19 protein-coding genes and 2 pseudogenes are annotated in these 25,544 nt (G+C 60.6%); 13 read left to right on the top strand and 8 right to left on the bottom strand.

Features of this window, described 5'->3' with window-relative positions; genetic code table 11:
- Positions 1 to 500: 500 nt before the first annotated feature.
- A pseudogene (locus tag J8I29_RS24970) lies at positions 501 to 640 on the top strand (IS481 family transposase); the annotation flags it as partial.
- A 135-nt stretch (positions 641 to 775) separates the two neighbouring features.
- On the opposite strand, the pseudogene J8I29_RS24965 reads toward J8I29_RS24970, so the two are convergent.
- The 3 genes and pseudogenes from J8I29_RS24965 to J8I29_RS24955 form a co-directional block, all read right to left on the bottom strand.
- Positions 776 to 1,710 (bottom strand): annotated as a pseudogene (locus J8I29_RS24965) (GGDEF domain-containing protein).
- 438 nt (positions 1,711 to 2,148) lie between these two features.
- Positions 2,149 to 3,765: a DHA2 family efflux MFS transporter permease subunit gene (locus J8I29_RS24960; protein WP_209433710.1), complete on the bottom strand. Its 1,617-nt coding sequence runs from the start codon at positions 3,763 to 3,765 to the stop codon at positions 2,149 to 2,151.
- Between the two features lie 37 nt (positions 3,766 to 3,802).
- Positions 3,803 to 4,996, bottom strand: coding sequence for an HlyD family secretion protein (locus J8I29_RS24955; protein ID WP_209433709.1), 1,194 nt, complete (start codon positions 4,994 to 4,996; stop codon positions 3,803 to 3,805).
- Between the two features lie 116 nt (positions 4,997 to 5,112).
- On the opposite strand from J8I29_RS24955, the gene J8I29_RS24950 reads away from it, so the two are divergent.
- Positions 5,113 to 5,769 carry a TetR/AcrR family transcriptional regulator gene (locus tag J8I29_RS24950; RefSeq protein WP_209433708.1) on the top strand — a complete coding sequence of 219 codons (657 nt, stop codon included), beginning with the start codon at positions 5,113 to 5,115 and terminating at the stop codon, positions 5,767 to 5,769.
- A 397-nt stretch (positions 5,770 to 6,166) separates the two neighbouring features.
- On the opposite strand, the gene J8I29_RS24945 is transcribed toward J8I29_RS24950, so the two are convergent.
- The 3 genes from J8I29_RS24945 to J8I29_RS24935 form a co-directional block, all read right to left on the bottom strand.
- Positions 6,167 to 6,757, bottom strand: coding sequence for a DUF1349 domain-containing protein (locus J8I29_RS24945; RefSeq protein ID WP_245197342.1), 591 nt, complete (start codon positions 6,755 to 6,757; stop codon positions 6,167 to 6,169).
- Positions 6,758 to 6,769: 12 nt separating this feature from the next.
- Positions 6,770 to 7,645 (bottom strand): sugar phosphate isomerase/epimerase family protein, encoded by an 876-nt coding sequence (locus J8I29_RS24940; protein WP_245197354.1) that lies wholly within the window; start codon positions 7,643 to 7,645, stop codon positions 6,770 to 6,772.
- Positions 7,646 to 7,724: 79 nt separating this feature from the next.
- The gene (locus J8I29_RS24935; protein ID WP_209433707.1) at positions 7,725 to 8,684 is read right to left on the bottom strand and encodes a Gfo/Idh/MocA family oxidoreductase; all 960 of its coding nucleotides are present in this window, start codon (positions 8,682 to 8,684) and stop codon (positions 7,725 to 7,727) included.
- 169 nt (positions 8,685 to 8,853) lie between these two features.
- Here J8I29_RS24935 and J8I29_RS24930 point away from each other — a divergent pair, with 169 nt between their 5' ends.
- Positions 8,854 to 9,678: a helix-turn-helix transcriptional regulator gene (locus J8I29_RS24930; RefSeq protein ID WP_209433706.1), complete on the top strand. Its 825-nt coding sequence runs from the start codon at positions 8,854 to 8,856 to the stop codon at positions 9,676 to 9,678.
- A gap of 14 nt (positions 9,679 to 9,692) precedes the next feature.
- Here J8I29_RS24930 and J8I29_RS24925 read toward each other — a convergent pair whose 3' ends face one another.
- Positions 9,693 to 10,382: a hypothetical protein gene (locus tag J8I29_RS24925; RefSeq protein ID WP_209433705.1), complete on the bottom strand. Its 690-nt coding sequence runs from the start codon at positions 10,380 to 10,382 to the stop codon at positions 9,693 to 9,695.
- A gap of 384 nt (positions 10,383 to 10,766) precedes the next feature.
- On the opposite strand from J8I29_RS24925, the gene J8I29_RS24920 reads away from it, so the two are divergent.
- The 8 genes from J8I29_RS24920 (at position 10,767) to J8I29_RS24885 (ending at position 21,536) form a co-directional block, all read left to right on the top strand.
- Positions 10,767 to 12,569, top strand: coding sequence for a thiamine pyrophosphate-binding protein (locus J8I29_RS24920; protein ID WP_105860004.1), 1,803 nt, complete (start codon positions 10,767 to 10,769; stop codon positions 12,567 to 12,569).
- Positions 12,570 to 12,765: 196 nt separating this feature from the next.
- The gene (gene hisD, locus J8I29_RS24915; RefSeq protein WP_209433704.1) at positions 12,766 to 14,082 is read left to right on the top strand and encodes a histidinol dehydrogenase; all 1,317 of its coding nucleotides are present in this window, start codon (positions 12,766 to 12,768) and stop codon (positions 14,080 to 14,082) included.
- 84 nt (positions 14,083 to 14,166) lie between these two features.
- Entirely contained in the window at positions 14,167 to 15,417 is a 1,251-nt protein-coding gene (locus tag J8I29_RS24910; RefSeq protein WP_209433703.1) for an ABC transporter substrate-binding protein, read from the top strand.
- A gap of 84 nt (positions 15,418 to 15,501) precedes the next feature.
- A complete protein-coding gene (locus J8I29_RS24905; RefSeq protein WP_105860007.1) occupies positions 15,502 to 16,398 on the top strand; it encodes a sugar ABC transporter permease in 897 nt (298 codons plus the stop codon).
- On the top strand, positions 16,388 to 17,266 hold the full coding sequence (locus tag J8I29_RS24900) for a carbohydrate ABC transporter permease (protein ID WP_105860008.1): 879 nt from the start codon (positions 16,388 to 16,390) through the stop codon (positions 17,264 to 17,266). The genes J8I29_RS24905 and J8I29_RS24900 overlap by 11 nt, the downstream gene beginning before the upstream one ends.
- Positions 17,267 to 17,270: 4 nt before the next feature.
- Complete coding sequence (gene ugpC / locus J8I29_RS24895) at positions 17,271 to 18,371, top strand: sn-glycerol-3-phosphate ABC transporter ATP-binding protein UgpC (RefSeq protein ID WP_209433702.1); 1,101 nt, start codon at positions 17,271 to 17,273, stop codon at positions 18,369 to 18,371.
- A gap of 11 nt (positions 18,372 to 18,382) precedes the next feature.
- Entirely contained in the window at positions 18,383 to 19,897 is a 1,515-nt protein-coding gene (locus tag J8I29_RS24890; RefSeq protein WP_209433701.1) for a GMC family oxidoreductase, read from the top strand.
- Position 19,898: 1 nt separating this feature from the next.
- Positions 19,899 to 21,536, top strand: a complete 1,638-nt coding sequence (locus J8I29_RS24885; RefSeq protein ID WP_209433700.1) for a GMC family oxidoreductase N-terminal domain-containing protein — start codon at positions 19,899 to 19,901, stop codon at positions 21,534 to 21,536.
- Positions 21,537 to 21,853: 317 nt separating this feature from the next.
- On the opposite strand, the gene J8I29_RS24880 is transcribed toward J8I29_RS24885, so the two are convergent.
- Complete coding sequence (locus tag J8I29_RS24880; protein ID WP_209433699.1) at positions 21,854 to 22,759, bottom strand: LysR family transcriptional regulator; 906 nt, start codon at positions 22,757 to 22,759, stop codon at positions 21,854 to 21,856.
- 113 nt (positions 22,760 to 22,872) lie between these two features.
- Between J8I29_RS24880 and J8I29_RS24875 the strand changes: the two genes are divergently transcribed.
- Together J8I29_RS24875 and J8I29_RS24870 are read left to right on the top strand one after the other, a co-directional pair.
- On the top strand, positions 22,873 to 24,222 hold the full coding sequence (locus J8I29_RS24875; protein WP_209433698.1) for an amidohydrolase family protein: 1,350 nt from the start codon (positions 22,873 to 22,875) through the stop codon (positions 24,220 to 24,222).
- Positions 24,223 to 24,288: 66 nt separating this feature from the next.
- Complete coding sequence (locus J8I29_RS24870) at positions 24,289 to 25,464, top strand: arabinose transporter (RefSeq protein ID WP_209433697.1); 1,176 nt, start codon at positions 24,289 to 24,291, stop codon at positions 25,462 to 25,464.
- Positions 25,465 to 25,544 lie beyond the last annotated feature (80 nt).

Here is a 25,544-nt window from a genome sequence, read left to right as displayed (position 1 = left end):
GCAATGAATAACCATCAAAGCGTTTGCGTCAATATCTCGGCCAAAACATGTGATTACCTTAAGGTATATTACTCAAAGAATCGAACGTTATTCCTAAACGTGATGTTCAACAATAAGCAATATCTCTAATATTATACGAATATAAATTCTCGAAAAAATAAGTATATTTGTTATTTAAATTAAGTAGTCTTTGGATTTTCTGGAAGATCGACTAAAATTATAAACATATCATAATAGTTTCATGTATTTGATATTAAAATCATTATGCAAAAGCATTGCAGTAAAAAATTTATGCAATATTAAATGAGTTAAAAACTGATAAATGGCGTTCAATACATGAAAAACGCCTTGCGCCGCAATAGAATGGCGAGGTCGAGCTGAGTGTGATACTCATCGCCATAAGTTAACAGGATATTGGAGCATGTGCACCTGATGGTGTATCTCTCGAATCGTTTTACGTCAGTGTTCGTCCGAAACGATCGTGGCCCAGCTATCCAGGCGAACATCGCCTGACCAAGTCCAACCGTCCCTGGACCAATGGGCAGGTCGAACGCACGAACCGGACCATCAAGAAGCGACCGTTCAGCGCTACCACTATGATCGCCACAAACAGCTCGAAAGCCATCTCTCCGACTTCGTGGCCTCAAATGCCGGGACTAAAAACCTGGCGCACCTCCTTTCGGTTCATCAACGTCGACCAGCTTGCCAGCCCCACACGCGGAAAGCCTGCCAAGCCTCTGCGCGACCGCGACGGTCCGTAAAACCAAGCCTGAACCTAGCCGTTCGCAGATAGATCCTCCTCACCACCGGCCGAAAGCACGATGCAATTGCGACCAAGCATTTTGGCCTGGTAGAGCGCCTTGTCCGCACGGGCATATAGGCTGAGGGCAATGTCCTCCGAAGCTGCTTCGGTCACGCCGGCCGAGAATGTGATTCTGAGGTCCCGATGATCCTTTAAGGGCTGGGACACCCGAACGCGTGCGAGCATGCGTTCCAGTATGAGGACCGCCTCGTTTCCATCGGTCCGCGGCATAACAAGGACGAATTCCTCGCCACCAACCCGCCCAAAACAATCTACACGTCTCAAGCCGGAACTGATCGTGCTTGCGAGAGCTCGGAGAATCTGGTCGCCTGCTGGATGACCGTACCGATCGTTGATGGTTTTGAAATTATCGATGTCGAGGATTGCCAAGCAGCCGACCGGGCCCCCGGTTGCACCTTGCCGTCGGAGCATATCCTCGATACGGGCCATCACAAACCGCCGGTTTGCAACGCCGGTCAACTCATCAGTATAGGCGACCTTCACCGCGCTATCGCGGTCTTGCCGAAGGTCCCGAGTATGCGCATGCAAGGCAGTGATGTCGCTTGCCACGCAAAGCATCCAGCCGTCATCGAGAACGCTTTCCTTCATCCATAGCCATCGACCGTCCACGAGATCGGTTTCATAGGCCCGAAACGCCATCTTTCCCCGTCGCGACTGGGTCGATATCAGCCATTCATCGAAATTGCCGATCCGCAAGACCGTGCCTCGTCCCGCCTCGAAATTGCGACGCATGATCTCCGGCCAAGTCGGCTCCTCATGCTCCTCGATAAAAAAGCCGAACGAAAGGCGGCATTCGCATACCGGAGACGGTCGAATTGATCGTAAAGCGCTATGAATATCGCCGACTGGTCAAACCCGGCTACCAGCCTGCTAAGGACCTCATTCATGAGGGGCACTTTAGCCTTGTTTTTCCAATCCACGCAAACTACTGGCGAGCATGTCGCCCTCAAGTTCCGCAACTTTGCTGAGACCTCCGACGGCGTGGATGCGATCCCGGCAAAGTCTTTCACTCCACAGCCCGGCCAGGAGGGATTTGTACCGACCAGTGTGAAAACATGGGTAAAAACACACCGTGACGAGTTCAAAAGGCCCGGTCATTTCTCAAGATCAGTGCGACTCGCTCCAATTAACTGCAACCGGCGGCATGAAGTGATCGCATGCGCAACGGGAGGACACACTCACGGCCACTGCCACTGGAGCGCCTTTGGCGCGGCGGTGGCCGCGACGGAGTCGGTGCCATCTGATATAGCATGGCGAATGCATTTTCTGCCGAAGACTTGACCGAACGCGACACGATTTGCCCGAGACGTTGGATCTAAGTGCTTTCAATGGGCTCCGCCACCGGCACTACCGGATGGGATCCTGCGGGTGAACAATACGGCGACTGCCGCGAGCGCCAGCACGGTCCCGATCACGGCGAACGTGTCGCCGAAGCCCAGGATGAGTGCTTGACGATGGACGGTTGCACCGATCACGCCGATGGCCTTGTGCTGGGCAAGGATCGCATCGGTTACGCCATGCGCCATGAAATACTGGGTCAGGTGATCGATCCGATCACGCACCTCATCGCGCACGAGCGTGACCGATTGCCCGATGATATTAGAGTGAAACTGCTCCCGCTTGGTGAGCACCGTTCCCAGCGTAGCCGTGCCGACGGCACCGCCCAGATTGCGCAGCATATTGGACAGGCCCGAGGCGGCACCGGCATCACTTGGTGCGATTCCCGCTGTGGTGATCACGCTGATCGGCGTCAGCACCAGCGCTTGACCGATGGCGCGCACGATGTTGGGCAGGAAGAACTGGTCGCCGGCATTGTCCGGCGACAGGTTGACATTCATGAAAGCGCTTGCCGCGAAAATGCTGATGCCGACGAAAGCGATGAAGCGCACGTCGAAATGTTTGAGCAGCAACGGCACGAATGGAATGATGAGGAGCTGCGGCAGGCCGGTCCAGGCCAGCACCAGGCCGATCTGCTCGGCATTGTAGCGCTGCACCTGGCCCAGATATTGCGGCAGGATGTAGACGGTACCGAACAGCGCTACCCCGACCAGCACGTTGACCACGATGCCGATGCCGAAATTGCGCTGCGCGAGCAGGCGCAACTGGACCAGAGGCTTCTTGACTGTCAGTTCGATGATGATGAAGGCGCTCAGGAACAATGCCGCTGTCAAGGCGAGCTTGACGATGAAGGACGACTGAAACCAATCATCCTTGTTGCCCTCTTCGAGCACGGTCTGCAGCGCTGCAAGCCCGATCGCCATGGTGACGATGCCGGCCCAGTCGCCCTCCTTGAGGAGCGAGAGCTGCATCGGCTTCTTTTCCAGCGTGAAGTAGAGCGCGGCGAACATGATCAGGCTCGGCGGCGCGTTGACGAAGAAGATGGTCTGCCAGCCATAATTCTCGGTGAGATAGCCACCGATGGTCGGGCCGATCGCGGGCGCGAAGGTAACCGACAGGGCGAACATGGCAAGGCCGATCGGCTGCTGGCCCTTGGGCAGGCGGGTCAGGACCATGGTGAAGGCCATCGGGATCAGCACGCCGCCGGCGAAACCCTGCAGGCCACGCAATGCGATCATGGTGCCGAGATCGTGGGCGAAGGCGCAGGCGGCCGAGAACAGAGCGAATAGCGCCACGTTGGTCAGCATGTAGCGCCGGAACGAAAACACACGGCTGAGATAGTCGGTGAGGGGAATGACTACGATCTCGCCGATCAGATAGGAGGTCGAGATCCAGGCCCCATTGTCGACGCCAGTGCCGATGCCGCCCTCAATGTTGAGCAGCGAAGCGTTGGTGATCTGGATGTTGAGGATCGCCATGAAGGCGCCGATCATGGCAGCAAGCACAGCGATCCAGGCCGTTGTGCTGGCCTTGTCGGCGGGTTTGGCGGCGATAGAGGTGGGAATGGAAGAACCGAGCCGAACGGTCTGGGCCGATGATGACATCGCAGCCTCCTGCCATGGCTTTCTTGTGAAGAGGATCTCAGTTGGTGGCGGTAGCAGTTGCCGAGGCGATCCGCGTCGTCGAGGCCCTGGTGTCGATCGAGGGATAGACCGACATGCCGGGGCGAAGCACGACCGCTGGCGCACTGGCTTCGTCCAGCACGATCTTTACCGGAATGCGCTGCACCACCTTGGTGAAATTGCCGGTGGCATTGTCCGGCGGTAGCAAGGCAAACTCCTGGCCGCTCGCAGGCGAAAGGCTGTCGACATGGCCCTTGAAGATCTGCCCGGGGAAGGTATCGACTTCAACTTCGACCGGCTGCCCCGCCTTGACGTCGGTGAGCTGCGTTTCCTTGTAATTGGCGACGATATAGGCCTCATGGCTGGGAACCACCGCCATCAATTGCGTACCAGCCTGGACATATTGGCCGACCCGCAAAGTGCGATTGCCGACGACACCGTCGATGGGAGCGAGGAGATTGGTATAGGAGAGGTTCAGTTCGGCCTGATGCTGCGTGGCTTCGGCCCCGGCGAGCGCAGCTTCAGCTTGGGTCAGTTCGGCCCGGTTCACATCAAGCTGCTTGGTAGCCCTGGCGAGCACGGCGGTGTCGCGCGTGACCGCGGCACGGGCGGCAGCAATGCGAGAGGCGGCCTGCTGGGCATTCTGGACGCTGCCGAACCCCTTCTGGGCGAGCTCGGCATAGCGCTTGTCTTCCTGCTCGGCGAAAGTCTCGTTGGCGAGGTCGACCGTGACCGTTGCCTGAGCCGCGTCGATCTCGGCCTGTTCGGCCACCAGCGCCGCCTGTTTGTTGGCGATGGTCGCCTTGGCGGCCGCAACCTGCGCCTTGGCTTGTTCGAGTGCGACCCTGTAGTCGCGGTCATCGATGCGGGCCAGTACTTCGCCTGCCTTCACCGGTTGGTTGTCGTTCACCAGCACCGCTGCGATATAGCCCGACACCTTGGGCGCGATCGTGGTGCTGTCGGCCTTGACATAAGCATCGTCGGTGGTGACCAGAAAGCGCCCCACGGTCCAATAGTCCCAGCCATAATGGCCGGCACCCGCCATGGCGGCGAGGGCGACGCCTGCCAGTAACAGCCAGCGCATCGGGCGCATTTTTCTTGTCGGCTTGGGTGCGACGGGAAGGGACGGCTCGTTCGCCAGCTCTATGCCAGGAATAGCCTCAGCCACGGGGACGGTCTTCTCATCGGTGACGATGACTTCATGCTTGCTCATGATCGGATCCTTTCCTGCTGGAGCCGCCGGAATGAGCTTGCTCTCATTTAGGAAAATTGGTATTTTCCCAAATACTCCTAGCCGTCGGTGCTGTCAATATAATTTGGAAAATGACCATGGTCCTTAATGATAAAACGCCAAAGCGTCCGCGCGGACGGCCGCAAATCCGGCCGGATGCCGAGACAAGGCAGTTGATTGTCGCGGCGGCACGCCACGAGTTCCATGGTCACGGCTATGCTGGTGCCAGCATGGGGCGGGTTGCCGAACGGGCTGGGGTCTCTACCAAGACCATGTACCGGCTCATCCCGACCAAGGCCGATCTGTTCCGCAGTGTCGTCGCGGACCGGATCTCGCGCTTTTATCTGGAGCTGGACGAAAAGCGGCTTGAAGAGTTGCCGATTGAGGAGGCGCTTGAACGTATTCTCATCGGCTATGGTACCTTGAGCTTCGACGAGGAGGCGGTCTCAAGCCTTCACCTCGTCATTGCCGAATGCGACCGTTTTCCCGAGATTGGCACCGCCTTCTATGAGCTGGCTTTGCGCCCCACCAGCCAGACTATGGCGGCCTGGCTCGAGCGCCGGCAAAAGCTTGGAGAAATCGAGGCGGGCGATGCGATGGTTGCCGTCGGCGTGCTCCGGGGAATGATGACCATGGAGCCGCAGCGCGCCATCATGCTCGGCCTGCGCCCGCCGCCGGATCTCGAGGAGATCACGATACGGGCGCGCTACTGCGCGCGGCTTTTCCTGAGTGGATGCCGGACGAAGCAAGGATAGGGCGATCAGGTCCAAACTCGGTAAGGCCGACAGCATATTGGTCGGGTGTCGGGGTGGTCATCTGGTGCGGATGAATCGCGGACATAGGGAGTTCCTCCGCGTCTCGTGACACAGAGCCGACAGCGAGACGGGTCATTTCTCGAAATAAATGCTGCTGCACAAAATGCTCGCATACAAGCGCGGCCCTCCTGGCGAGAGCAGGTTTGCTGGCGGCGCAATGTGCGACAACCTACAGGCCCCCGTTTGGATGGCTCCGGAGCTTGGACGCAACCGTCGATCAGCAACACGGCCGCGCCAATTGTTCTGCTGTCGTCCTCCCGCGTGCCGTCGGCAATGACAGGGTTGGCGATGCACACCCGCTCGCCCTGGTTTGAAAGCCGATGGTGCTCGGCGACCTCTATTCCCCGTTCCGGAGATTTTCGATACGGGCAGGGGACAATCTGACGTCCGACATCCTGACGCGCGTCCCCGTTCCGGTTGGAGATTGCGCACCGAGGCCGACTCGTATCGGCCTGCGCCCGACTCCCGGAATGGTGAAGAAACGCAGGAATCGCCAGCGATGCCCGTTTTCGGAGAAATGAGCAGCAATGATTTTTCCGTCGCAATAAAGACGAAGCCAGATGTGGTCCTGATCGTGGTTCGGGCCGTCCGCGTCATCCGATGTCGTTCTGGTCACGACGCTCACGATCGTCGGCTTGTGCTGCGCGGAATACTCGAAAGCGACCTTCGCCCAATTCTCCTCGTCGCACTGAATGAAGAGCGCACCGGCGTCATAGGCCGCCGCAAAGTCAACGGATATTCTTGCTGAAAGAGTGAATGCCCGTTCATCGACCTCCTGCGTCAGGCGAACGACATTCGACAGGCGCGAGCCGTCCAAGGGATTGAAGAACCAATCGGTCTTGCCCTGGGCAATGAACTCGACCGTATCGCGATCAATCACGGCCTGGCCGTGCTGGTTGCCCTCAAGGCGCATGGTGTCAAGCTTCATTTGCCTGCCCCTCTATTCATCATCTGGGAACTGACTGCGTCGATCGAGGATCAGACGCTCCATCAGTATCTTTAAATCCTGTGCAACGGCGTAGCTGTTGTCCTGATGCTGGCGCTTGCAGAAGAGCTCGCAGCTCCACCAGCCCTCATATCCGGTGGCTTTGACCGCATCGACCCAGCTTTTGAGATCGAGAGCACCGCTTCCTGTGGGAACATCGCGCAGGATCGATTCATTCGGGATGCCGCCGGCATAGGGCAGGGAATCGCATAGATGCACGCCATAGATGAGGTTCTTGTCGAGCCGGGCGATCCGGTCCGGCGTATCGCCTGCCGTATAGGCGTGCCAGAAATCGATCACCAGGCGGACATTGTCCCGCCTGCATCCGTCGATGATGCGCAACTGGGCATCCATGCTGTTCAACGGCGTCCAGGACAAGGCCTCGAGATACACGATCAGGCCATGGTCTGCGGCAATATCGGCAACGGCAGCAAGGTTTCCGGCCGTCAAGGCCGTCTGCTCCGCTTCGGTCATGCCGATGAGGCCGCGATAAAGCTGCGGATAGCACTTCGCCGCCTCGGGCTCGAAGGCCCTCAGGTCCAAGGGACCGGTAATCGCCTCGATCCCTCTCGCTCCGGCGACGACCGCCAGCTGACACAGCTCCTCGGCCTCGCGCAGCATGTCACGCCGGTGCTCGCCCTGCCGTTCCACATCGATGAGAAAGCCGATGCCCGGCAGGAAAAGATCTGCAAGGCGTTCGCGCAGATCCACCTGGCTGAAGCCGGCTTCGAGAAAGGCTGCAATCTTGGTTCCGGAGGTTTCGAGACCATCGAACCCGAGGCTGCGTGCGATATTGATGTCGATGGCTAGCGTATTCCATCTGGAAGCCATGGAGTGAAAGATCAATTGGTTGTGCTTGGTTTCCATATTTTGGCGGCCTTCGCTGTTCCAAGTGCGCGAGCGGAAGTCTTCAAACGGTGATGATGCGGCGTTTTCTCTCCGCCGCCGCGAGCGCTTCCACCGTCCGCAAAGCCATGACGCAATCCTCGCCGCGGCATAGCCAAGGCGAAGACTGGCGCATCGGCGAGGCGAAGCTTTCAACGGTGGTGGAGTAGGGGTCCCGCTCTCTGACGGGAATCAATTCATTGCGCGTGCCCAGGCGCCGCACCAGGGTGCCCGATATCTTGCCATTGAGGGTACCGTGGGCGATCAGTGTACCCTGATCGCCCACGAGCATGACTATGCTGTCGAGTTCGGCCGTGGTGAAGCTCTCATAGGCCTGGAAGAGGACATCGCCGGTCAGGTTTATTGCATAAACCATCTGTTGGCGGGTTCCGTTGCCGGATGCCACCGGCAATGCCGAAACCTCGATCGGGTCCCTGCCTGTCAGGAAGCGGGCCAGATCGATATCCTGAGCCGAAACGTCGAGAAGCAGATCAACGGGCTCTTCCAGCTCCGCGCTTCTGCGGTAGGCCGGTGACTGAAATGGCACGCCCCGCACGATCAGGAGGGATCGCAGGGTACCAATCTCGCCTTCGAGCACCAGCCTGCCCATGGTCTGATGGATGGTGGAGGCGCGGAGCGGCTGATTCACGCAGAGTGCGACACCCGAGCGCTCGCACCGCTCGACCAGGGTTTGTACAACACTGCTCGCAGCGGCAAGTGGACCGTCGCATAGAACGTGCTTGCCGGCTGCCGCAGCGGCCGAGATATAATGTCCTCTCCGGGCACGAGCCGCACTGACATAGACAAAGTTCACGGCGGGATCGGCCAATGCCTGCTGCGCTTCGGTCGATATTCGCGGAATGCCCATGTCCTCCGCGAAGGACCTGGCATAGTCATCGTTTCTGCTGACGACCCATCGCGGTTCATGGCCAACCGAGCGGATCGCCGAGACCATATGTTCGGTGGCGATCGTGCCCGTTCCCATGATCGACCAACCAGCTGTTTGCGTTGAAATCACAGCCTGAACCTCTTTCAGCCCGCAGTCGGCAGAGAGTGGCCAGATCCAGGCCGGACTACAATTTCGCAGGCCATTGAAGTCATTCTCACTACGACGTAGAATCTGCGTCAGATCGCGTCAAAGATGGAGGCAAGTGGTGGAGCATCTCGGGAAGGATGGCAGCGCTCTTGCAGCCAATCTCAGGACGTTGTGCGACCGGCATGGCTCCGTCGCGGCCGTCTGCCGCAAAATTAATGTCAATCGACAGCAGTTCAATAAATACCTGTCGGGCGCGCATATCCCTTCTGCTACCAACTTGCGTATTATTGCCAATTATTTCGGCCTGAGCGTAGCAATACTTTTTACGGATCCGGATGAATTTCGCACGCTTGTCGATGGAAATTTCTTTCATGCCATGGCTACGGCTCGCCAGTTGCCGGAGTTCTCCCGTTTCGTCTCCAGCATGATCGTTGAAAACAACGCCGATCATAACGATATCGTCGGTGTTTATGATCGTTATCAGTTTTCTTCGATTTATAAGGGCTTTGTCCTGAAGTCAGCCTTCTGTATCTACAGAAACAAGGAATTTCTCCAGCATTACTACGTAGAGAGATTCCCGAGCTTCGACGATCCTTCCAAGATCGAATATGTCTTCAAATATTACGGCTTCTGTTTTCCGGTCGCCGATCGCCTGTTCACCGCCGATTTCGAGGGCATCCAGTCAAACGAGATGACATTCGGCGTCTATGCCCGGGTGAAACGCAACTCGAAGAAATTCATGTTCGGCATTGCCAGCGGCGTCGCCGCGAATGTGTTTCGCCAACCCTATTCCACCAAGGTCGCGCTGCATTATCGCGGCCCCGGCCTGCTGCACCGTGAACATCTGAAGGCCCTCACCGTCATGGATCGCAATGATCCGGCGATCCCACGTGAAGCGCTTCAATATCTCGGCGACGGATCGGACATGATTCAGATGAGTTGAAACAGCCCCTCGCCTCAGGGGTGGAGTTCGATGGCGAGCCACACGCTGTCTGTCTCGGCATAATAGCGATGCCAGGGATAGGTCCATTGGTTGGGGCCGGTGACCCGGCAGAACGGATCATGCGAATAGCCGATCGGCATCACGACGTCCTCGTAGATCGTCGAGGGGTCGCGCTCCTTGAATTTCTGCATGCGCCCGATCCCGTGGATCTGCGTGTGGGTTTCGAGGAAGGGATGTTCATTGTGGATGAAGCAGTCCGTATCGCCCGGCGACCACCACAGGTTCAGCTTCAAGGTGAAATCCTGTGCGGCCTGGGTGGCGGGCAACTCATTGGTGAAGACGCGGGGATCGACGGTGACGCGGCCGATCTCGTCCTGCGCAGAAATGAACAGCGGTGTGTCGCGTGGAAAACTGCGAATGCGGTTGCCGAGCCAATCCCAGCCGCGAAACATGCAGCCGCCCAGATTCGTCGGCTTGACTACCTTGATGACCACGGCGCGCTCGGCGGACCGGATGCGGCCTCCTTTAAGCCAGATGGACTTCCAGGCCGGCACGATGGCGGGGTGGTCATCCCCCGTCACCATGGTCGAAGGGCTGATATTGACCACGATGGCGTCGGAGACAGCGTAGTCGGTCACATTCTCCACCAGCCTTGCGGTGATGAAATCATCGGCAAAGGCCAAGTCCCTCGTCCGGTTCTGCATGGTGCACCCTCCCTTCGCCCGTGATGTCGCGCCTTGCAGGAAGCCACACCTCGCGCGCGCACAAAATTGCGCGCCTTGATTTTACCTGACGCATTGTGAAGCAGGAAGAAGTGCTCATTGCGAAGAACCGGGGCAGGGGCTTTGTGCTTTTCCGGCGAGCCGCGGACCTTGGTGGCCGGAATCGGATAGGGCGGACAGGCTGCCATCGGCATAGGCGACCGACGCGAGCTGACCCTCAGCTCGCGTCATGCTGCGTCAGTGATTCATCGCCTGCGAACTTGTAAGCACTGCTGCCTAGCCGAAGAATAGGCCATCGTTGGGGGGCAGGATGCTTGCACGGCACCCCCCGGCTCACAATCACAACGAGCAGCAAGGGACGGTCCAATGAAGCTGACAGGCGGTCAGGTCGTTGCGAGGGCGCTGAAAGAGTATGGCGTGAACTATGTGGCGGGCGTACCCGGCCACGGGATCTGGTCCTTGTTCGACGCTTTCCTGGAGGAAGGCTCGCAGCTTCCCTTCATCCAGGTCATGCATGAGCAGAGTGCCGTCCATATGGCCGACGGCTATTTCCGGGCCAGCGGTCGGCCGATGGCGTGCTCCACCTCGGTCGGTCCAGGCGCCGCCAACACCATCATCGGGCTGGCGACGGCCTATTGCGACTCCACCTCCCTGTTCTACGTCTCGGGTTCTCCCCAGACCTATATGCATGGCCATGGCACCATGCAGGAGTTGGAGCGCCAGCAGGACAACGCCTTTCCCCGCATCACCGAGCAGGTCACCAAGCGCGCCTGGCAGGCTCATTCGGTTCAGGCGTTGCCTAGCATCATGCATCGTGCCTTCAATGCCATGCTGACCGGCCGTCCCGGTCCCGTTCATGTCGAAGTGCCGATGGACGTGCAGGTCGAAGCGGCCGATGTGACCATCCATCCCCTGGAAAAGCGCTTGCCGGTCGGCATTGCCTATCCCGATCCAAGAGCGATCGAAGCCGCCGTCAAGCTGCTGCTCACCGCCGAGCGGCCCGTGATCGTTGCCGGCGGCGGCGCGATCACTGCCAATGCCTCGGCTGAACTGACGCGTCTGGCCGAAAAGCTCGGCGCGGCCGTTTCCATCACCTGGAACGGCAAGGGCGCCATTTCCGAAGACCATGCTTTGTTCATCGGCGCCGTCGGCCAGACAGGAACGACCTGCGGCAACGCGATCACGGCCTCCGCCGACGTCGTCGTTTCGGTAGGCTGCCGCTTCACCGACTGGTCGGCCTCCTCCTATGCCAAGGGCGTATCCTTCTCCATTCCGTCGGCAAAGCTGATCCATATCGATCTCGATCCCCGCGAGATCGGCAAGAATTATGAGACGGAAGTCGGCATCGTCGCCGATGCCAGGGTCACGCTCGAGGCGCTCCTGTCGCTGATTTCCGAGGCCGAGTCATCCAGGATGCTGGCGCGCCGCGAAAAATTCCTGGCCGATGTGCAGAAGGCCAAGGCCGACTGGGAGGCGCAGGTCGCTCCGCGTATCAACAGCCGCGAAACCCCCTTCACCTCCCAGCGTCCGCTGGCTGCCTTGCGCAAGGTTCTCGATCGCAGCGGCATCGTCGTGGTCGGTTCGGGCAATACGCAAGGCTCCGTCAAGCAGAGTTTCCCGATCTACGAGCCGCGCACGCATCTGACATCGGGGTCCTATTCGCCGATGGGCTGGGCGGTTCCGGCGGCACTCGGCGCCAAGCTGGCCTGTCCCGACCGTCAGGTCGTGGCGATCGTCGGTGACGGTGATTTCATGATGTCGCTGCCGGAGATGGGCACGGCGGTGATGAACGGCATCAACACCGTCTTCCTCGTGCTCAACAACAGTGGCTACATGTCGATCCGCGGCGGACAACGCAAATTCATGGGCCGCCATGTCGCCTCCGAGTTCAATCATCATTCCGGTAATGGCGAGCCTTATTCCGCCGATATCGCCGCCTCGGCTCGGGCCTTCGGCCTGCAGGCCTGGAGGGTCGAGAAGGACGAGGATCTGGAAAGCAGCCTGAAGGCGGCGCTGGAATGCGGCGGACCGGCCCTCGTCGAGGTCATCGTCTCGCGCGATGCGGCTGGTCCCTTTGCCACCGGCTGGTGGGATTTCCCTTCGCCGGCCTATTACCAGAAGGAACAGGCCGCCTATGCCGAGATGCGCGCTCGCGAGCAGCATCTCTAGAGCAAAGCGCGTTCAAGCGTGAACGCTTATTTGCTCCAGCTCATTGTTCTGACGCGTCTTTGCGATTCTAGTTGACCCCGTCTGATCGCAAAACGCTCTAGCCGCGGCTGACAGGGGCGCTGCGCGTCCCGTTCCACCGTCTTTCGTCACTTTGCAGTGCGGAGCGTATCGCTTCCGCAAACCAAGGTTCATTGCCATGATACGGCACATCAAGACAGCGCAAGCCCCCGTCGCCGGCGAGACCGACGACGGTATCACCAAGACCGTGCAGGCGCTGCTTTCCGAGGTAGAGGCCGGCGGCGACAAGGCCGTCCGTGACCTTTCCCTCCGGTTCGACAAGTTCGATCGCGTCTCCTACCGCCTCAGCAAGGCGGAAATCGACAGCTGCATCAATGCGCTGACCCGGCGCGAACGCGAGGACCTCGACTTCGCACAGGATCAGATCCGCACCTTTGCGAAGGCCCAGAAGGATGCCCTGAAGGACTTGGAAATCGAGACGCTTCCGGGCGTTGTCCTCGGCCATCGAAACATACCGATCCAGAATGTCGGCTGCTATGTCCCGGGCGGCAAATATCCCCTGCTGGCTTCGGCGCATATGACGGTGCTGACCGCGCGCGTCGCGGGTTGCGGGCGGATTGTCACCTGCGCCCCTCCGTTCCAGGGTGGGATCTCCGCCAAGATCGTGGCGGCGCAGGCGCTGGCCGGGGCGGACGAAATCTACTGCCTCGGCGGTGTCCAGGCCATTGCGGCGATGGCCTATGGCACCGAGACGATCGACCCGGTCGATATGCTGGCCGGGCCGGGCAATGCCTATGTCGCCGAGGCAAAACGCCTCTTGTTCGGCAAGGTCGGCATCGACCTCTTCGCCGGCCCCACCGAAACCCTGATCATCGCCGATGACAGTGTTGACGGTGAACTCGTGGCGACCGACCTCCTGGGGCAGGCCGAGCATGGCATCAATTCGCCGGCCGTGCTGATCACCAATTCCGAAAAACTGGCGCGGGACACGTTGGCCGAGATCGACCGCCTGCTGAAGATTCTTCCGACGGCGGCGATCGCCGCCAAGGCCTGGGCGGATTTTGGTGAGGTCATCCTGTGCGATACCCTCGAGGAGATGGTCGCCCAGGCCGATTTCGTGGCGTCAGAGCATGTCCAGGTCATGACGCGTGACCCGGATCATTTCCTGGACAATATGAGGAATTACGGCGCCCTGTTCCTCGGCGCCCGAACCAATGTCGCCTTTGGCGACAAGGTCATCGGCACCAATCATACGCTGCCGACCAACAAGGCCGCTCGCTACACTGGCGGGCTCTGGGTCGGCAAGTTCCTGAAGACCTGCACCTATCAGCGCATCCAGACCGATGCGGCGTCGGCCTTGATCGGCGCTTACGGTTCGCGGCTCTGCCTGATGGAAGGCTTCGCGGGTCATGCCGAGCAGGCCAACATCCGCGTCCGCCGCTATGGCAGGCGCAACGTGCCTTACGCGGCCGCAGCCGAACCGGCCGACATCTAAGCCCGATCCGCAGGTCCGACAATCGCCGAAGCGCGCGGATTTGCGGGTGTGCCTCCACATCAAAATGAAAAAAGGGGAACTGACATGAAATGGACGACGCTTCTCGCTGCATCGATTTTCCTCATGCCGGGCGCCGCCATGGCCCAGAGCAAGGGGACGGTCGAGGGCATCCATCACTGGGTATCCGAGAGCGAGGTGAAGGCGCTCAAGGTCATCACCGACAAGCTCGCCTCCAAGGGGTACCGCTGGCAGGACAGTGCGGTGGGAGGCTTATCCGGGGCGAATGCCCTGCAGGCGCTTCGCACGCGCCTGGCCGCCGGCAATCCGCCGGCGACCATGCAGTTTCTCGGATATGAGGGGCTCGATTGGGGGAAGGAAGGCGTGCTGCGCTCCCTGAACGATCTCTACACCAAGAATGGCTGGGACAAGGCGCTCGCGCCGCAGTTGCTGGCGTTCGTGAAGAGCGGGGACGATTTCATCTCGGTCCCGGTCAATATGCATCGCCAGAACTGGGTGTGGGCCAACAAGGCCGTCTTCGACAAGGCCGGCATCTCCGAACCCAAGAGCTGGGACGAATTGATCGCGTCTGGCGACAAACTCAAGAAGGCGGGCGTGATACCACTCGCCATCGGCGACGAGCCCTGGCAGATTCTCGAAGTATTCGAAGCCATTCTTGTCGATACCAATGGCCCCGATTTCTATCAGAAAGCTGTCATCGATCTCGATGAACAGGCTCTTTCCAGCGACAAGATGGTCGCTACTTTCGATAGACTGCGCAAGATTCGCGGGCTGGTCGACGAGGGCTTTACCGGGCGGGACTGGGCTGTTGCGACCGGTTTGGTTGCCAGCGGCAAGGCGGCCATGCAGGTCATGGGTGATTGGGCCAAGGGCGAGTTCCTTGCCAAGGGCATGAAGCCCGGCGTCGATTTCCTATGTTTCCCTACGCCGACCGCGACACCGAATTTCAAATTCGTCATCGATGCGTTCGGCCTTTTCAAGCTGAGCGATCCGGCCACAATCGAAGCGCAGGACGCCTGGGCGGAATCGATTATGGATCCTCAAGTCCAAAAAGATTTCAACAAGATCAAGGGCTCCATTCCGGCCCGCTCCGACGTCTCGGTCGACGATTTCGATGCCTGCGCGCAGCGTAGCTTCGCCGACCGCGAGGCCGCCGTCGCCGGCGGAACCATGCTGGGCGGGCTCACCGAGGGCTTCGCAGCCAAGCCCCAGTTCGCCGGCGTCTTCAGCGATGTCGTCAGCAAATTCTTCGTCACCGACATGTCGTCGAAGGACGCCGTCCAGGCCCTCGTCGCTGGGATCGACAACGCGCGCTGACCTGATTGCGAAGGGCCGGTCGGGAGTGACCCGAGCGGCGCCTCCCAAAGGCGGAGTCTATGCGGGAACCATGAGAATACGGTCATGCGCAGTACATTATCGTTGAAGGACCGATTGAGCCTTTGGCTGCCCAGGTTCGTGCTGTCGCCGAGTCTGGTAGCGGTCTTCGTGGGGGTTTACCTCTTCATAGCCTGGACAGGCTGGATCTCGCTGTCCTCGTCGCAGATGGTTCCCCATTACGATTTCGTCGGCCTGGAGCAATATCGTCGCCTATGGTCGACCCCGCGCTGGGAAACGGCGGTCGCCAATCTTTTCATCTTCACGCTCCTGTTCCTGGCGATCACCATCGCGGTTGGCCTGCTGATCGCCATTCTGCTCGACCAGAAAATCCGTGCGGAAGGGGCGCTGCGGGCCGTCTATCTCTACCCGATGGCTCTGTCCTTCATCGTGACGGGGACGGCCTGGAAATGGATCCTCAATCCGGATCTCGGCGTGCAGAAAGTCGTCAACGAACTCGGCTGGTCAGGCTTTGTTTTCGACTGGATCACACGGCCTGAATACGCGATCTACTGCGTGGTGATCGCGGCCGTGTGGCAATCGACAGGATTTGCGATGGCGATCTTCCTCGCCGGCCTGCGGGGCATCGATAATTCGATCGTCAAGGCCGCGCAGATCGAGGGTGCGAGCCTGCCGCGCACCTATGTGAGCATCATCATCCCGATGTTGCGGCCGGCCTTCCTCAGCGTCGTCGTGCTGCTCAGCTACATCTCGATCAGGAGCTTCGATCTCGTCCTGGCGCTTACCAATGGCGGGCCCGGAAACGCGACCGAAATGCCATCGACCTTCATGTTCTCGGCCACGTTCCGCCGCAACCAGATGGGTGTCGGCGCGGCCAGTGCCATGATGATGTTGATGACGGTCGCCGCCATCATCATTCCCTACCTCTACTCGGAATTGCGGGAGGACCGTCATGGCCACTGACGCAGTTTCGGCGCGCCGTTCCCACAGGATCGGGCGCCTGTTCATTTACGGGTCGTTGATCGGCCTGGCGGCGTTCTACCTGATGCCGCTGTGGGTCATGATCGTGACCTCGCTGAAGTCGCTTGATGAAATCTATGCCGGTTCCTTCATCGGACCGCCGCAGGCGCTGACCTTCGAAGCCTGGCGGAAGGCCTGGGGGGAGGCTTGCATCGGCACCGCCTGTAACGGGCTGCGGCCTTATTTCGTCAATTCGCTGCTGATGGTCATTCCGGCCGTCGGACTGTCGACCGCCATAGGTGCCATCAACGGCTATATCCTAACCAAATGGCGCTTCCCCGGGGCGAATTTCGTTTTCGGAATGCTGCTCTTCGGCTGCTTCCTGCCGTTCCAAGCCGTCATCCTGCCCATGGCGCAGGTGCTTGGCCGATTGAACCTGTCGGGATCGATTGCCGGGCTCGTCCTCGTCCATACCGTCTACGGCATCAGCTTCACCACACTGTTCTTCCGCAACTACTTCATCGGCATACCCGATGAATTGACGCGGGCGGCGCAGATCGACGGGGCCGGCTTTTTCCGCATCTTCTTTTCCGTGATGCTGCCGACGGCCCTCCCCATCATAGTGGTCTCCTGCATCTGGCAGTTCACCCAGATCTGGAACGATTTTCTGTTCGGCGTGTCTTTCACCGCCGGCACGTCCTCCCCGGTCACGGTGGCGCTCAACAACATCGTCAACGTCACCATGGGGCGCAAGCAATACAATGTCGACATGGCTGCCGCCATGATCGCCGCCCTGCCAACCCTGATCGTCTATGTCGTCGCAGGACGCTTTTTCGTCCGCGGCCTGACCGCCGGCGCCGTGAAAGGCTGAGCCCATGTCCACGCTTGAAATCGACCGCGTCCGCAAATCCTACAGCAGCCTCGCCGTGCTCAAGGAAGTATCGATCTCCATCAACACGGGTGACTTTCTTGTGCTGCTCGGACCGTCAGGCTGCGGCAAGTCCACGCTCCTGAACATGATCGCAGGCCTTGAAACCATCACGGGCGGCGAGATCCGGATTGCCGGCAAAGTGGTCAACGACCTCTCTCCCAAGGATCGCGATATCGCGATGGTGTTCCAGTCCTATGCGCTCTATCCGACGATGACGGTGCGCCAGAACATCGAATTCGGCATGAAGATCCGCGGTATTTCACCGGGCGAACGCGAAGCCGCCGTCAAGGCGGCGGCAGACATGCTGCAGATCACCCATCTCCTCGACCGCAAGCCCTCGCAGCTTTCCGGCGGCCAGCGCCAGCGCGTGGCTATGGGCCGTGCGATCGTGCGCCAGCCCAAGCTCTTCCTGTTCGATGAGCCGCTGTCCAACCTCGATGCCAAGCTGCGTGTCGACATGCGCACGGAGATCAAGCGCCTGCATGCGCGGCTCGGCACCACCATCGTCTATGTCACCCATGATCAGATCGAAGCCATGACCCTGGCGACGCGCGTCGCGGTCATGAAGGATGGCGTGGTGCAGCATCTCGACGAGCCACAGGCAGTCTATGACCGTCCGGCCAATGTCTATGTGGCGCGCTTCGTCGGGTCCCCCGCCATGAACATTGTTCCGGCCTGTCTCGAGGTTCAAGGCGCGACCGCGACTGTCGTCTTCGACATTGCCAACCGGCCGTCCTCCCGTATTTCAGGCATTCCCGTTTCGGAACAGGCCGCGCGGAAATATAGCGGCCGGAAGGTCCTCGCCGGCATCCGCCCGGAGAATTTTGCTGTCGCCGCCAATGGGGCAGATGCCAATCTTGTCGTCGACGTCGACGTCGTGGAGCCGACCGGCCCGGACACGCTGGTTGTGTTCCAGCTCGGTGGTGCCGAAGTGACCGCGCGCTTGCCGCCGAAACAGGCCCTCCCGGGGAGCGAAGCCCGCCTGGTCGTCGATACGTCGAGGATTGTCCTCTTCGACGCCGACACCGAAGCCCGCATCGACTGAGGCCGATCTTCATGACAACCACGGCAGATGTCGTCATCATCGGTTCCGGCATTGGAGGGGCATCACTGGCGCACAGCCTTGCCCCTTCCGGGCTCCGCATCGTCATCCTCGAAAGAGGGGACTATCTCACTGACACTCCCCAGGCGCGGGACGATGTCGCGATCTTCCAACAAGGCTTCTATCGCTCAGCCGAAGAATGGCTGGGCACGGACGGCCAGAGTTTCCTGCCGGGCAATTACTACTATGTCGGCGGCAACTCGAAGTTTTTCGGCGCGGTGATGTATCGCTACCGCCGCCAGGACTTCGAACCGCGTGCCCATATGGATGGCGTTTCACCGGGCTGGCCAATCTCCTATGAAGACCTGTCGCCGTGGTACGACCAGGCGGAAGCCATTTTTCGGGTCCGCGGCTCTGTCGGGCAGGATCCGACCGAGCCTCGACATGCCCATTCCTATGGCTATCCGCCAGTCCCGGACGAGCCGGCGATCGCCGCCATTCGTCGGCGGCTGGAAGGGGCGGGCGTGCATCCCTCCGCGCTTCCGCTCGCGATCGATCTCGACACGTGGCTGGAGCGAGCCAAGACGGGCTGGGATGCCTTTCCCAATACCGGGCAGGGCAAGATCGATGCGGAGGTCGGCCCTCTGGCAAGTGCGCTGGCCCATTCCAAGGTCAGCCTGGTGACGAGAGCCAATGTCTCGCGCCTTGAGACCGACGAAAGCGGGCGCAGAGTGGCGGCCGTGATCTATGTGAAGGACGGTGTCGAGCAGCGCCTGTCAGCCGGATTGGTCGTCGTTGCCGCCGGCGCGGTGCAATCGGCGGCGCTCTTGTTGCGTTCGGCCAGCCGTGCGCACCCGACCGGGCTGGCCAACGGCTCGGACCAGCTCGGGCGCAATTTCATGAATCACAATACGACGGCGATGCTCGCCATCGATCCGCGCAGGCCGAATGACAGCATTTATCAGAAGACGATCGCCTTCAACGATTTCTATAACGAAGACAACGAGTACGGTTTTCCCCTCGGCAATGTCCAGCTGCTCGGCCGTATCACCGGCAATATCCTGAAGGCTAATTTTCCGGGGCCGGCACCGGGCTGGTTCACCAAGCTTCTCGCGCGCTATGCCTATGGCTGGTTCCTGACGAGCGAGGATCTTCCCAATCCGGAAAGCCGCGTCATGGTGCGTGACGGGCGCATCGTCATGCACTGGGTGCGCTCGAACATGCGCGCTCACGAAGCGCTGATCGCCAAGACCCAGGCGGTCATGCGCAAGGCGGGATTTCCGATCGTTCTCACCCACACATTCGGTCGCAGGACGACGTCGCACCAATGCGGCACGGCCCGCCTCGGTGACGATCCACAGACGTCCGTCGTCGATCCGGACTGCCGCAGCCACGACGTGGAAAATCTTTACATCACAGACGCCTCCGTCCTGCCGACCTCCGCCGCCGTCAATCCTGCCCTGACTATTGCAGCGCTGGCGCTCAAGGCGGGTGCGTCCATCCTGGGCAGACGCAAGGGGATTGCTTGATATGGGATCGGCTCGCCTCGGCATCCACTCGCCCCGGTCGGCGGACGTACGGACGTTCGACTATATCGTCGTCGGCGGAGGCTCGACCGGATGTGTCGTCGCCTCACGTCTTTCGGAAGATGCCGGGCAGGACGTCTTGCTTCTGGAAGAGGGGCCGCGCGACCGCAATCCCTACATCCATATCCCCGGTGCCTATTACAAGACGGCGCAGGGCTCGCTGCTCAAGCGCATAGGCTGGGAGCCGACATCGGAGCAAGGGCGACCACAAAACCCGACCATGGTGCAGGCCCGGGTGCTCGGCGGCGGCAGTTCCGTCAATGCGATGATCTATATCAGGGGTGTTCCAGGTGACTATGAGCGCTGGGTTGCGATGGGCGCCACGGGATGGGGCTATGCCGAGGTGCTGCCTTATTTCAAGCGCGCGGAAGACAATAATCGGTTTTGCAACGAAACCCATGGCGTCGGCGGACCGCTCGGCGTTTCCGACATCGACCATATTCATCCGCTGACGCGCGCCTGGCTCCAGGCCTGCCAGCAGGCCGGGCTGCCCTATAATCCCGATTTCAATTCGGGCGATCCGGCGGGGTGCGGGCTTTATCAGATTACCGCGCGCAACGGACGGCGCAGTTCCGCTGCGAGTGCCTACCTCAAGCCCGCTGGCGGACGCCGTAACCTTCGGGTGTTGACGAAGACCGCCGTGACCCGCGTCATCGTCGAGAAAGGCCGCGCGATCGGCATCGAATGCATCCAGGGCAGAACCAGACAGGTATACAGGGCACGCAAGGAAGTGATCCTGTCGAGCGGAGCGATAGCCACGCCCAAACTTCTGATGCTATCCGGGATCGGTCCCGCCACGCAGCTGTCACGCCATGGCATCCGCGTTCATGCCGATCTGCCGGGCGTTGGCCAAAACCTTCAGGACCACATCGAGATTTCACTTATCTATCAGCTCAATGGTCCGCACAGCTACGACAAGTACAAGAAGTTGCATTGGAAGGCACTGGCGGGGTTGAATTATGCCCTTTTTCGCAATGGACCGGCCGCTTCCAATCTCATTGAGGGAGGCGCGTTCTGGTGGGCCGACAAAAATGAGGCGCAGCCCGATATCCAATATTTCATGGTCGTCGGCGCGGGTATCGAGGAAGGCGTCGAAGCGGTTCCGGGCGGCAATGGTTGCACGGTCAATCTTGGACAGATCCGGCCCCGCTCCAGAGGGGAGGTCACGCTCGCCAGCGCCGACTTTGCCGACAATCCACGGGTCGCGCCTCGCTATTTTTCCGATCCCTATGACCTTGAGGCGCTGACGGACGGGACGATGGCCGCCCTCGACATCATGTCCCAGCCAGCAATCGCCAAATATGTGGCTGCGAGGCATACGCCGTCGCCACGATCGACGGCGAGGGCCGATATCAGGGCCTTCTGCCAGCGAGAGGCCCATGCCGCGCTCCATCCTGCGGGAACCTGCCGTATGGGTGGCGATGAAATGGCCGTCGTCGACCCGCAACTTCGCGTCCGGGGAATCTCGGGATTGCGGGTCGCCGACGCTTCAATCATGCCAACTTTGATTTCCGGCAATCCGAATGCGGTTTGCATCATGATCGGCGAGCGCGCCGCCGATATCTTGCGCAATCAGCAGTAGATGTCGCCGCTGGACGAGGCTCCAGGTTGAACTGGGAAACAGGCACCCTCAACTCAGGAGTGGAGAGCCGGCAATCTGCAAGATGAATTCCCCCAAGGGCAGCAGCAGGCTCGACGGCTGGGCGGTGGGGGCAGGTTCTAACCGCCGGACGTTCACGCCCCGCTTCCGGCCGAAACCTCACTGGGATTTGCCGAATGGCGGCGCCGACTGCGCATCGCGCGCCTTGGCCCAGCACGCCCAGGGCTTGCCAAGCAACGATCCCCCAGCAGGAATTCAGGCCCTGGCCGCCGAAGTGCGCAGGTGCGGGGACCTTCGCGCTATAGCTGCATCGTGATTTCCGCGCAGAAATCGATGAACGCGCGCACCTTCGCAGGCAGATGTTTGCGTGAGGGATGAAAGGCAAAGAGCGGAAACCGCTCACCGTGCCAGTCCGGGAATAGATCGATCAATTGGCCCGATTCCAAGAGCCGACCGACACCCCAGCCTATCACCTGTGCGATGCCGGTACCTGCGATGCATTCGGCGAGCATCGACTTCGGGTCCGTGAAGGTCAGCGGGCCTTTGGTTGCTACGTCGAATGTTTCATGGCCCCGGATAAACTCCCACTCGAAAGGCCGGCCTGTATAAGGATCGAGGAACTGCAGGCAGCGATGCCGGATGAGCTCGGACGGATGTGCGGGCCTGCCAAATCGCTCGAGATAGCGCGGCGCAGCCACCGTCAAAATCGGCGCCTCGATCAGCTTTCGCGCCACCAGGCTCGCAAGGCGTGGCTGGCCAAATCGAATGGCGAGGTCGATGCCATCCCCCACCAGGTCGCCGACATGTTCGCTCGTCACGAACTCGATCGAGAGTTCTGGATAACGCTCGGTGAAGGAGCCGAGGCGCCCGGCGAGCACCAGCGGAAGGAAGAAGGGATCGATATCCACCTTCAGGCGGCCGCGAACGGCGGATGCGGCACCTGAAGCGATCGCCGCAGCGTCCTCGATGGCCTCCAGATGCGGCTTCACCTCCTCATAGAAGCGTCGTCCCTCGTCGGTAAAGGTCACGGAGCGTGTCGTCCGGTCGAGAAGCCGCGCGCCAAGCCGGGTCTCGAGGCGGCCGATCGCGCGGCTGACGCCGGAATCCGTGATCCCGATCAACTCGGCTGCCTTGACGAAGCTGCCGCCCTCCACCACCGCGGCCAGCACGCTCACGCCGGACAAGATCCTTCCGTCAAACGGCATGGCTTTCTGCTCCTGACATTCAGTCAGGAAACATCTGACATAAGCGCACTTAATTCAAGACGCTCTGGGAGCAATAACAGCCGTGTTTCGTCAACCCGGAAGAGGAATTGATCATGAGCACACAGAAGAACAGCCGCACGATTTTCAAAGGCGGCACCGTCGTCACGATGGACCCTCAGATTCCCAGCCTTACTACCGGCGACGTGCTGATCGAGAGGGGCCGGATCGTCGCAGTCGGCGCCGACCTCCCGGCAGGCGACGCCGAAACGATCGATGCGAGCGGCAGCATCGTCATGCCTGGGCTCGTCGATGCCCACCATCATATGTGGCTCGGCGTGCTGCGCCGGCTGATGCCCAACGTGGACGATCTCTTCGCCTATATCGCCGTCGTCGCCGAGACGCTGGGCACCCACTACCGTCCGGAAGACATGTATCTGAGCACGAAGCTGACGGCCCTCGCCTCGCTCGATGCCGGCATCACGACGATCATCGACGCCTGCCATTCGTCGCGCAGCCCCGAGCATACCGACGCGGCGCTTGACGCGCTGGACGGCAGCGGCATCCGGGCATTGCACATGGTCGGCGCCGCCATGGACAAGAAGGCGTCCGCCGCTCATCTGCCCGGTGATCTCAGGCGTCTCGCCGACAACTGGAACACCGGCAGCGGCCTGGTGCGCGTCGGCCTGTTCGGCCAGCTCAATCTCGAATGGTGGAGGGTCGCGCGCGGCCTCGACATGCGCATCCTTACCGAGTTCATCGGCGATCTCGCCAAACTCGGTCCTGAATTCGCGGAGCCCGGCGTGCTCGGGCCGCATAACATTTTCAATCACTGCACCCGCATTCCGCAGGAGACATGGAAACTGTTCGGGAATTCGGGCGTCAACGTCACCGTCAACCCGCGCTCGGACGCGCTGTTCGGTTTCGACGATGAGAGCTTTGCCTATCAGCAGGCTATCGATCATGGCCTGTCGCCGGCGATCGGCATTGATCTCGACACCGCCTTTGGCAGCGACCTGTTCGGCGAGATGCATGCCCTGTTCGGGCAGCAGCGCTCGGCGATGCGTTATCGGCGCTTTCGGGGCGAGAGCGCTGTGCCCGCACCGATCTCGGTGGAAGCGGTGCTCAGGGCCGCCACTGTCAACGGCGCCCGAGCGGCGGGGCTCGAAAGCGAAATCGGTACGCTGTCGCCCGGCAAGCAGGCCGACATCATCATGGTCCGCACCGATGACATCGCCGTCTTCCCGGCGACCAACGCTATCGGCACCATCGTGCACGCCGTCGAACGCTCGAATGTCGATACGGTGATGGTGGCCGGCGAAATTCGCAAGCGCGGCGGAAAGCTGGTCGGCGTCGACGTCGCCAAGCTGCACGCGCGTGTGAACGCCTCACTCGCTCATCTGCTCGAGGTGAGCGGCTACAGGCCGGATCGGTTCGGGACGTCGGTTCCGGAGGCTTCGGCCTGACGCAAAGGCGCTGCTGCCGCGGCCGGCGCTTCTTCCCTTCTTCAATTTACCGGCATGGAGGCTGTCATGTCAGCACCAACCGTCAATCGCGCCCGCCTATCCGGCGCCGCGCCTGTCTATCTTTCCCGTCCAGCACCAGGCATCATCGCCGCGCTGTTTTGCGGCTATCTCTGTGTCGGCCTGCCGCTGCCGGTCATTCCGCTGTTCATCCACGACACGCTTGGCTTCAACAATCTCGTTGTCGGTTTGGCCATCGGTGTCCAGTTCCTGGCGACGGTGCTCACGCGCGGCTATGCCGGACGTCTGACCGACCAGCATGGCGGCAAACGGTCGACCCTTCAGGGCGCGGTCGTCTGCGCACTGGCCGGGCTGATGTATCTCATCGCGGCCATGCCGGGCCTGTCGCCCATGATCAGCCTCGCTGTCGTCGTTCTGGGGCGCCTCGTCGCGGGTTTCGGCGAAAGCCAGTTCGTTACCGGGTGTGTTTCCTGGTCGATCGCCTCCGTCGGCCCGCAACGTGCCGGCATGTCGATGTCGTGGACCGGCATCGCGATGTTTGCGGCCCTAGCGGTCGGCGCGCCGATCGGCATGCTGCTCTACCAGGCCTATGGTCTCCAGGCAGCAATGATCGCCTGTATCGCGGCGCCGCTCCTTGCCGGGGGCATCGCCTCCTTCGAAATGTCCTATACGAACCCCGCCGGCGAGCGGTTGCCGTTCCATAAGGTGATCTGGCAGATCTGGCGCGAAGGCCTCGGCCTGATGCTGCAAGGTGTCGGTCTGTCAGGGCTCACCGCCTTCGCTTCGCTCTACTTCGCGGCGCGGAACTGGGGCCATGCTGGGCTCGTCATGACAGCCTTCGGCATCGGCTTCATCTTCATCCGCCTCGTCCTCGGCTCCCTTCCGGACCGGATGAGCGGCTACCGTGTCGCACTATGGTCGCTGGTGGTCGAGGCGATTGGTCAGGCCATGATCTGGGCGGCACCGCATGAAGTCGTCGCACTCGCCGGGGCCCTGGTGACGGGCCTTGGTTGCGCGCTGGTCTTCCCCGCCCTTGGTGTCGAAGTCTTGAAGCGCGTGCCACCCGCCAACCGCGGCAGCGCGATGGGGGCATTCGTTGCTTCCTCGACATCGCCTACGGCGTATCGGGGCCCATCGCCGGTGTCATCGCCGGTCAGTTCGACTACGCTGCCGTCTATCTGTTCGGCGCTGTCTGCGCTCTGCTCGGAGCCGGGCTCGTCCTGACCGCCCGAAGCCCGCAATCATGACGTCAATACATTCGCCGGGAGCTTCGGGGCCGCCCGTGCAACAACAGGTGAAATTCA

Origin of the sequence: Labrys sp. LIt4, assembly GCF_017813775.1 — a bacterium.
In the GTDB taxonomy this organism is placed as follows: Bacteria; Pseudomonadota; Alphaproteobacteria; order Rhizobiales; family Labraceae; genus Labrys; species Labrys okinawensis_A.
The sequence above is the reverse complement of the archived record's forward strand: the minus strand, read 5'-3'. Positions and strand labels throughout refer to the sequence as shown.

Excerpts from the sequence above, each read along its gene's own strand:
- J8I29_RS24910 (WP_209433703.1), top strand. The coding sequence starts at position 14,167 with ATGAAATGGACGACGCTTCTCGCTGCATCGATTTTCCTCATGCCGGGC.
- J8I29_RS24890 (WP_209433701.1), top strand. The coding sequence starts at position 18,383 with ATGACAACCACGGCAGATGTCGTCATCATCGGTTCCGGCATTGGAGGG.
- J8I29_RS24925 (WP_209433705.1), bottom strand. The coding sequence starts at position 10,382 with ATGCAGAACCGGACGAGGGACTTGGCCTTTGCCGATGATTTCATCACC.
- J8I29_RS24880 (WP_209433699.1), bottom strand. The coding sequence starts at position 22,759 with ATGCCGTTTGACGGAAGGATCTTGTCCGGCGTGAGCGTGCTGGCCGCG.
- J8I29_RS24920 (WP_105860004.1), top strand. The coding sequence starts at position 10,767 with ATGAAGCTGACAGGCGGTCAGGTCGTTGCGAGGGCGCTGAAAGAGTAT.
- J8I29_RS24945 (WP_245197342.1), bottom strand. The coding sequence starts at position 6,757 with ATGAAGCTTGACACCATGCGCCTTGAGGGCAACCAGCACGGCCAGGCC.
- J8I29_RS24905 (WP_105860007.1), top strand. The coding sequence starts at position 15,502 with ATGCGCAGTACATTATCGTTGAAGGACCGATTGAGCCTTTGGCTGCCC.
- J8I29_RS24885 (WP_209433700.1), top strand. The coding sequence starts at position 19,899 with ATGGGATCGGCTCGCCTCGGCATCCACTCGCCCCGGTCGGCGGACGTA.
- J8I29_RS24875 (WP_209433698.1), top strand. The coding sequence starts at position 22,873 with ATGAGCACACAGAAGAACAGCCGCACGATTTTCAAAGGCGGCACCGTC.
- J8I29_RS24940 (WP_245197354.1), bottom strand. The coding sequence starts at position 7,645 with ATGGCTTCCAGATGGAATACGCTAGCCATCGACATCAATATCGCACGC.
- J8I29_RS24960 (WP_209433710.1), bottom strand. The coding sequence starts at position 3,765 with ATGTCATCATCGGCCCAGACCGTTCGGCTCGGTTCTTCCATTCCCACC.
- J8I29_RS24950 (WP_209433708.1), top strand. The coding sequence starts at position 5,113 with ATGGTCCTTAATGATAAAACGCCAAAGCGTCCGCGCGGACGGCCGCAA.
- hisD (WP_209433704.1), top strand. The coding sequence starts at position 12,766 with ATGATACGGCACATCAAGACAGCGCAAGCCCCCGTCGCCGGCGAGACC.
- J8I29_RS24955 (WP_209433709.1), bottom strand. The coding sequence starts at position 4,996 with ATGAGCAAGCATGAAGTCATCGTCACCGATGAGAAGACCGTCCCCGTG.
- J8I29_RS24935 (WP_209433707.1), bottom strand. The coding sequence starts at position 8,684 with ATGGGAACGGGCACGATCGCCACCGAACATATGGTCTCGGCGATCCGC.
- ugpC (WP_209433702.1), top strand. The coding sequence starts at position 17,271 with ATGTCCACGCTTGAAATCGACCGCGTCCGCAAATCCTACAGCAGCCTC.
- J8I29_RS24900 (WP_105860008.1), top strand. The coding sequence starts at position 16,388 with ATGGCCACTGACGCAGTTTCGGCGCGCCGTTCCCACAGGATCGGGCGC.
- J8I29_RS24870 (WP_209433697.1), top strand. The coding sequence starts at position 24,289 with ATGTCAGCACCAACCGTCAATCGCGCCCGCCTATCCGGCGCCGCGCCT.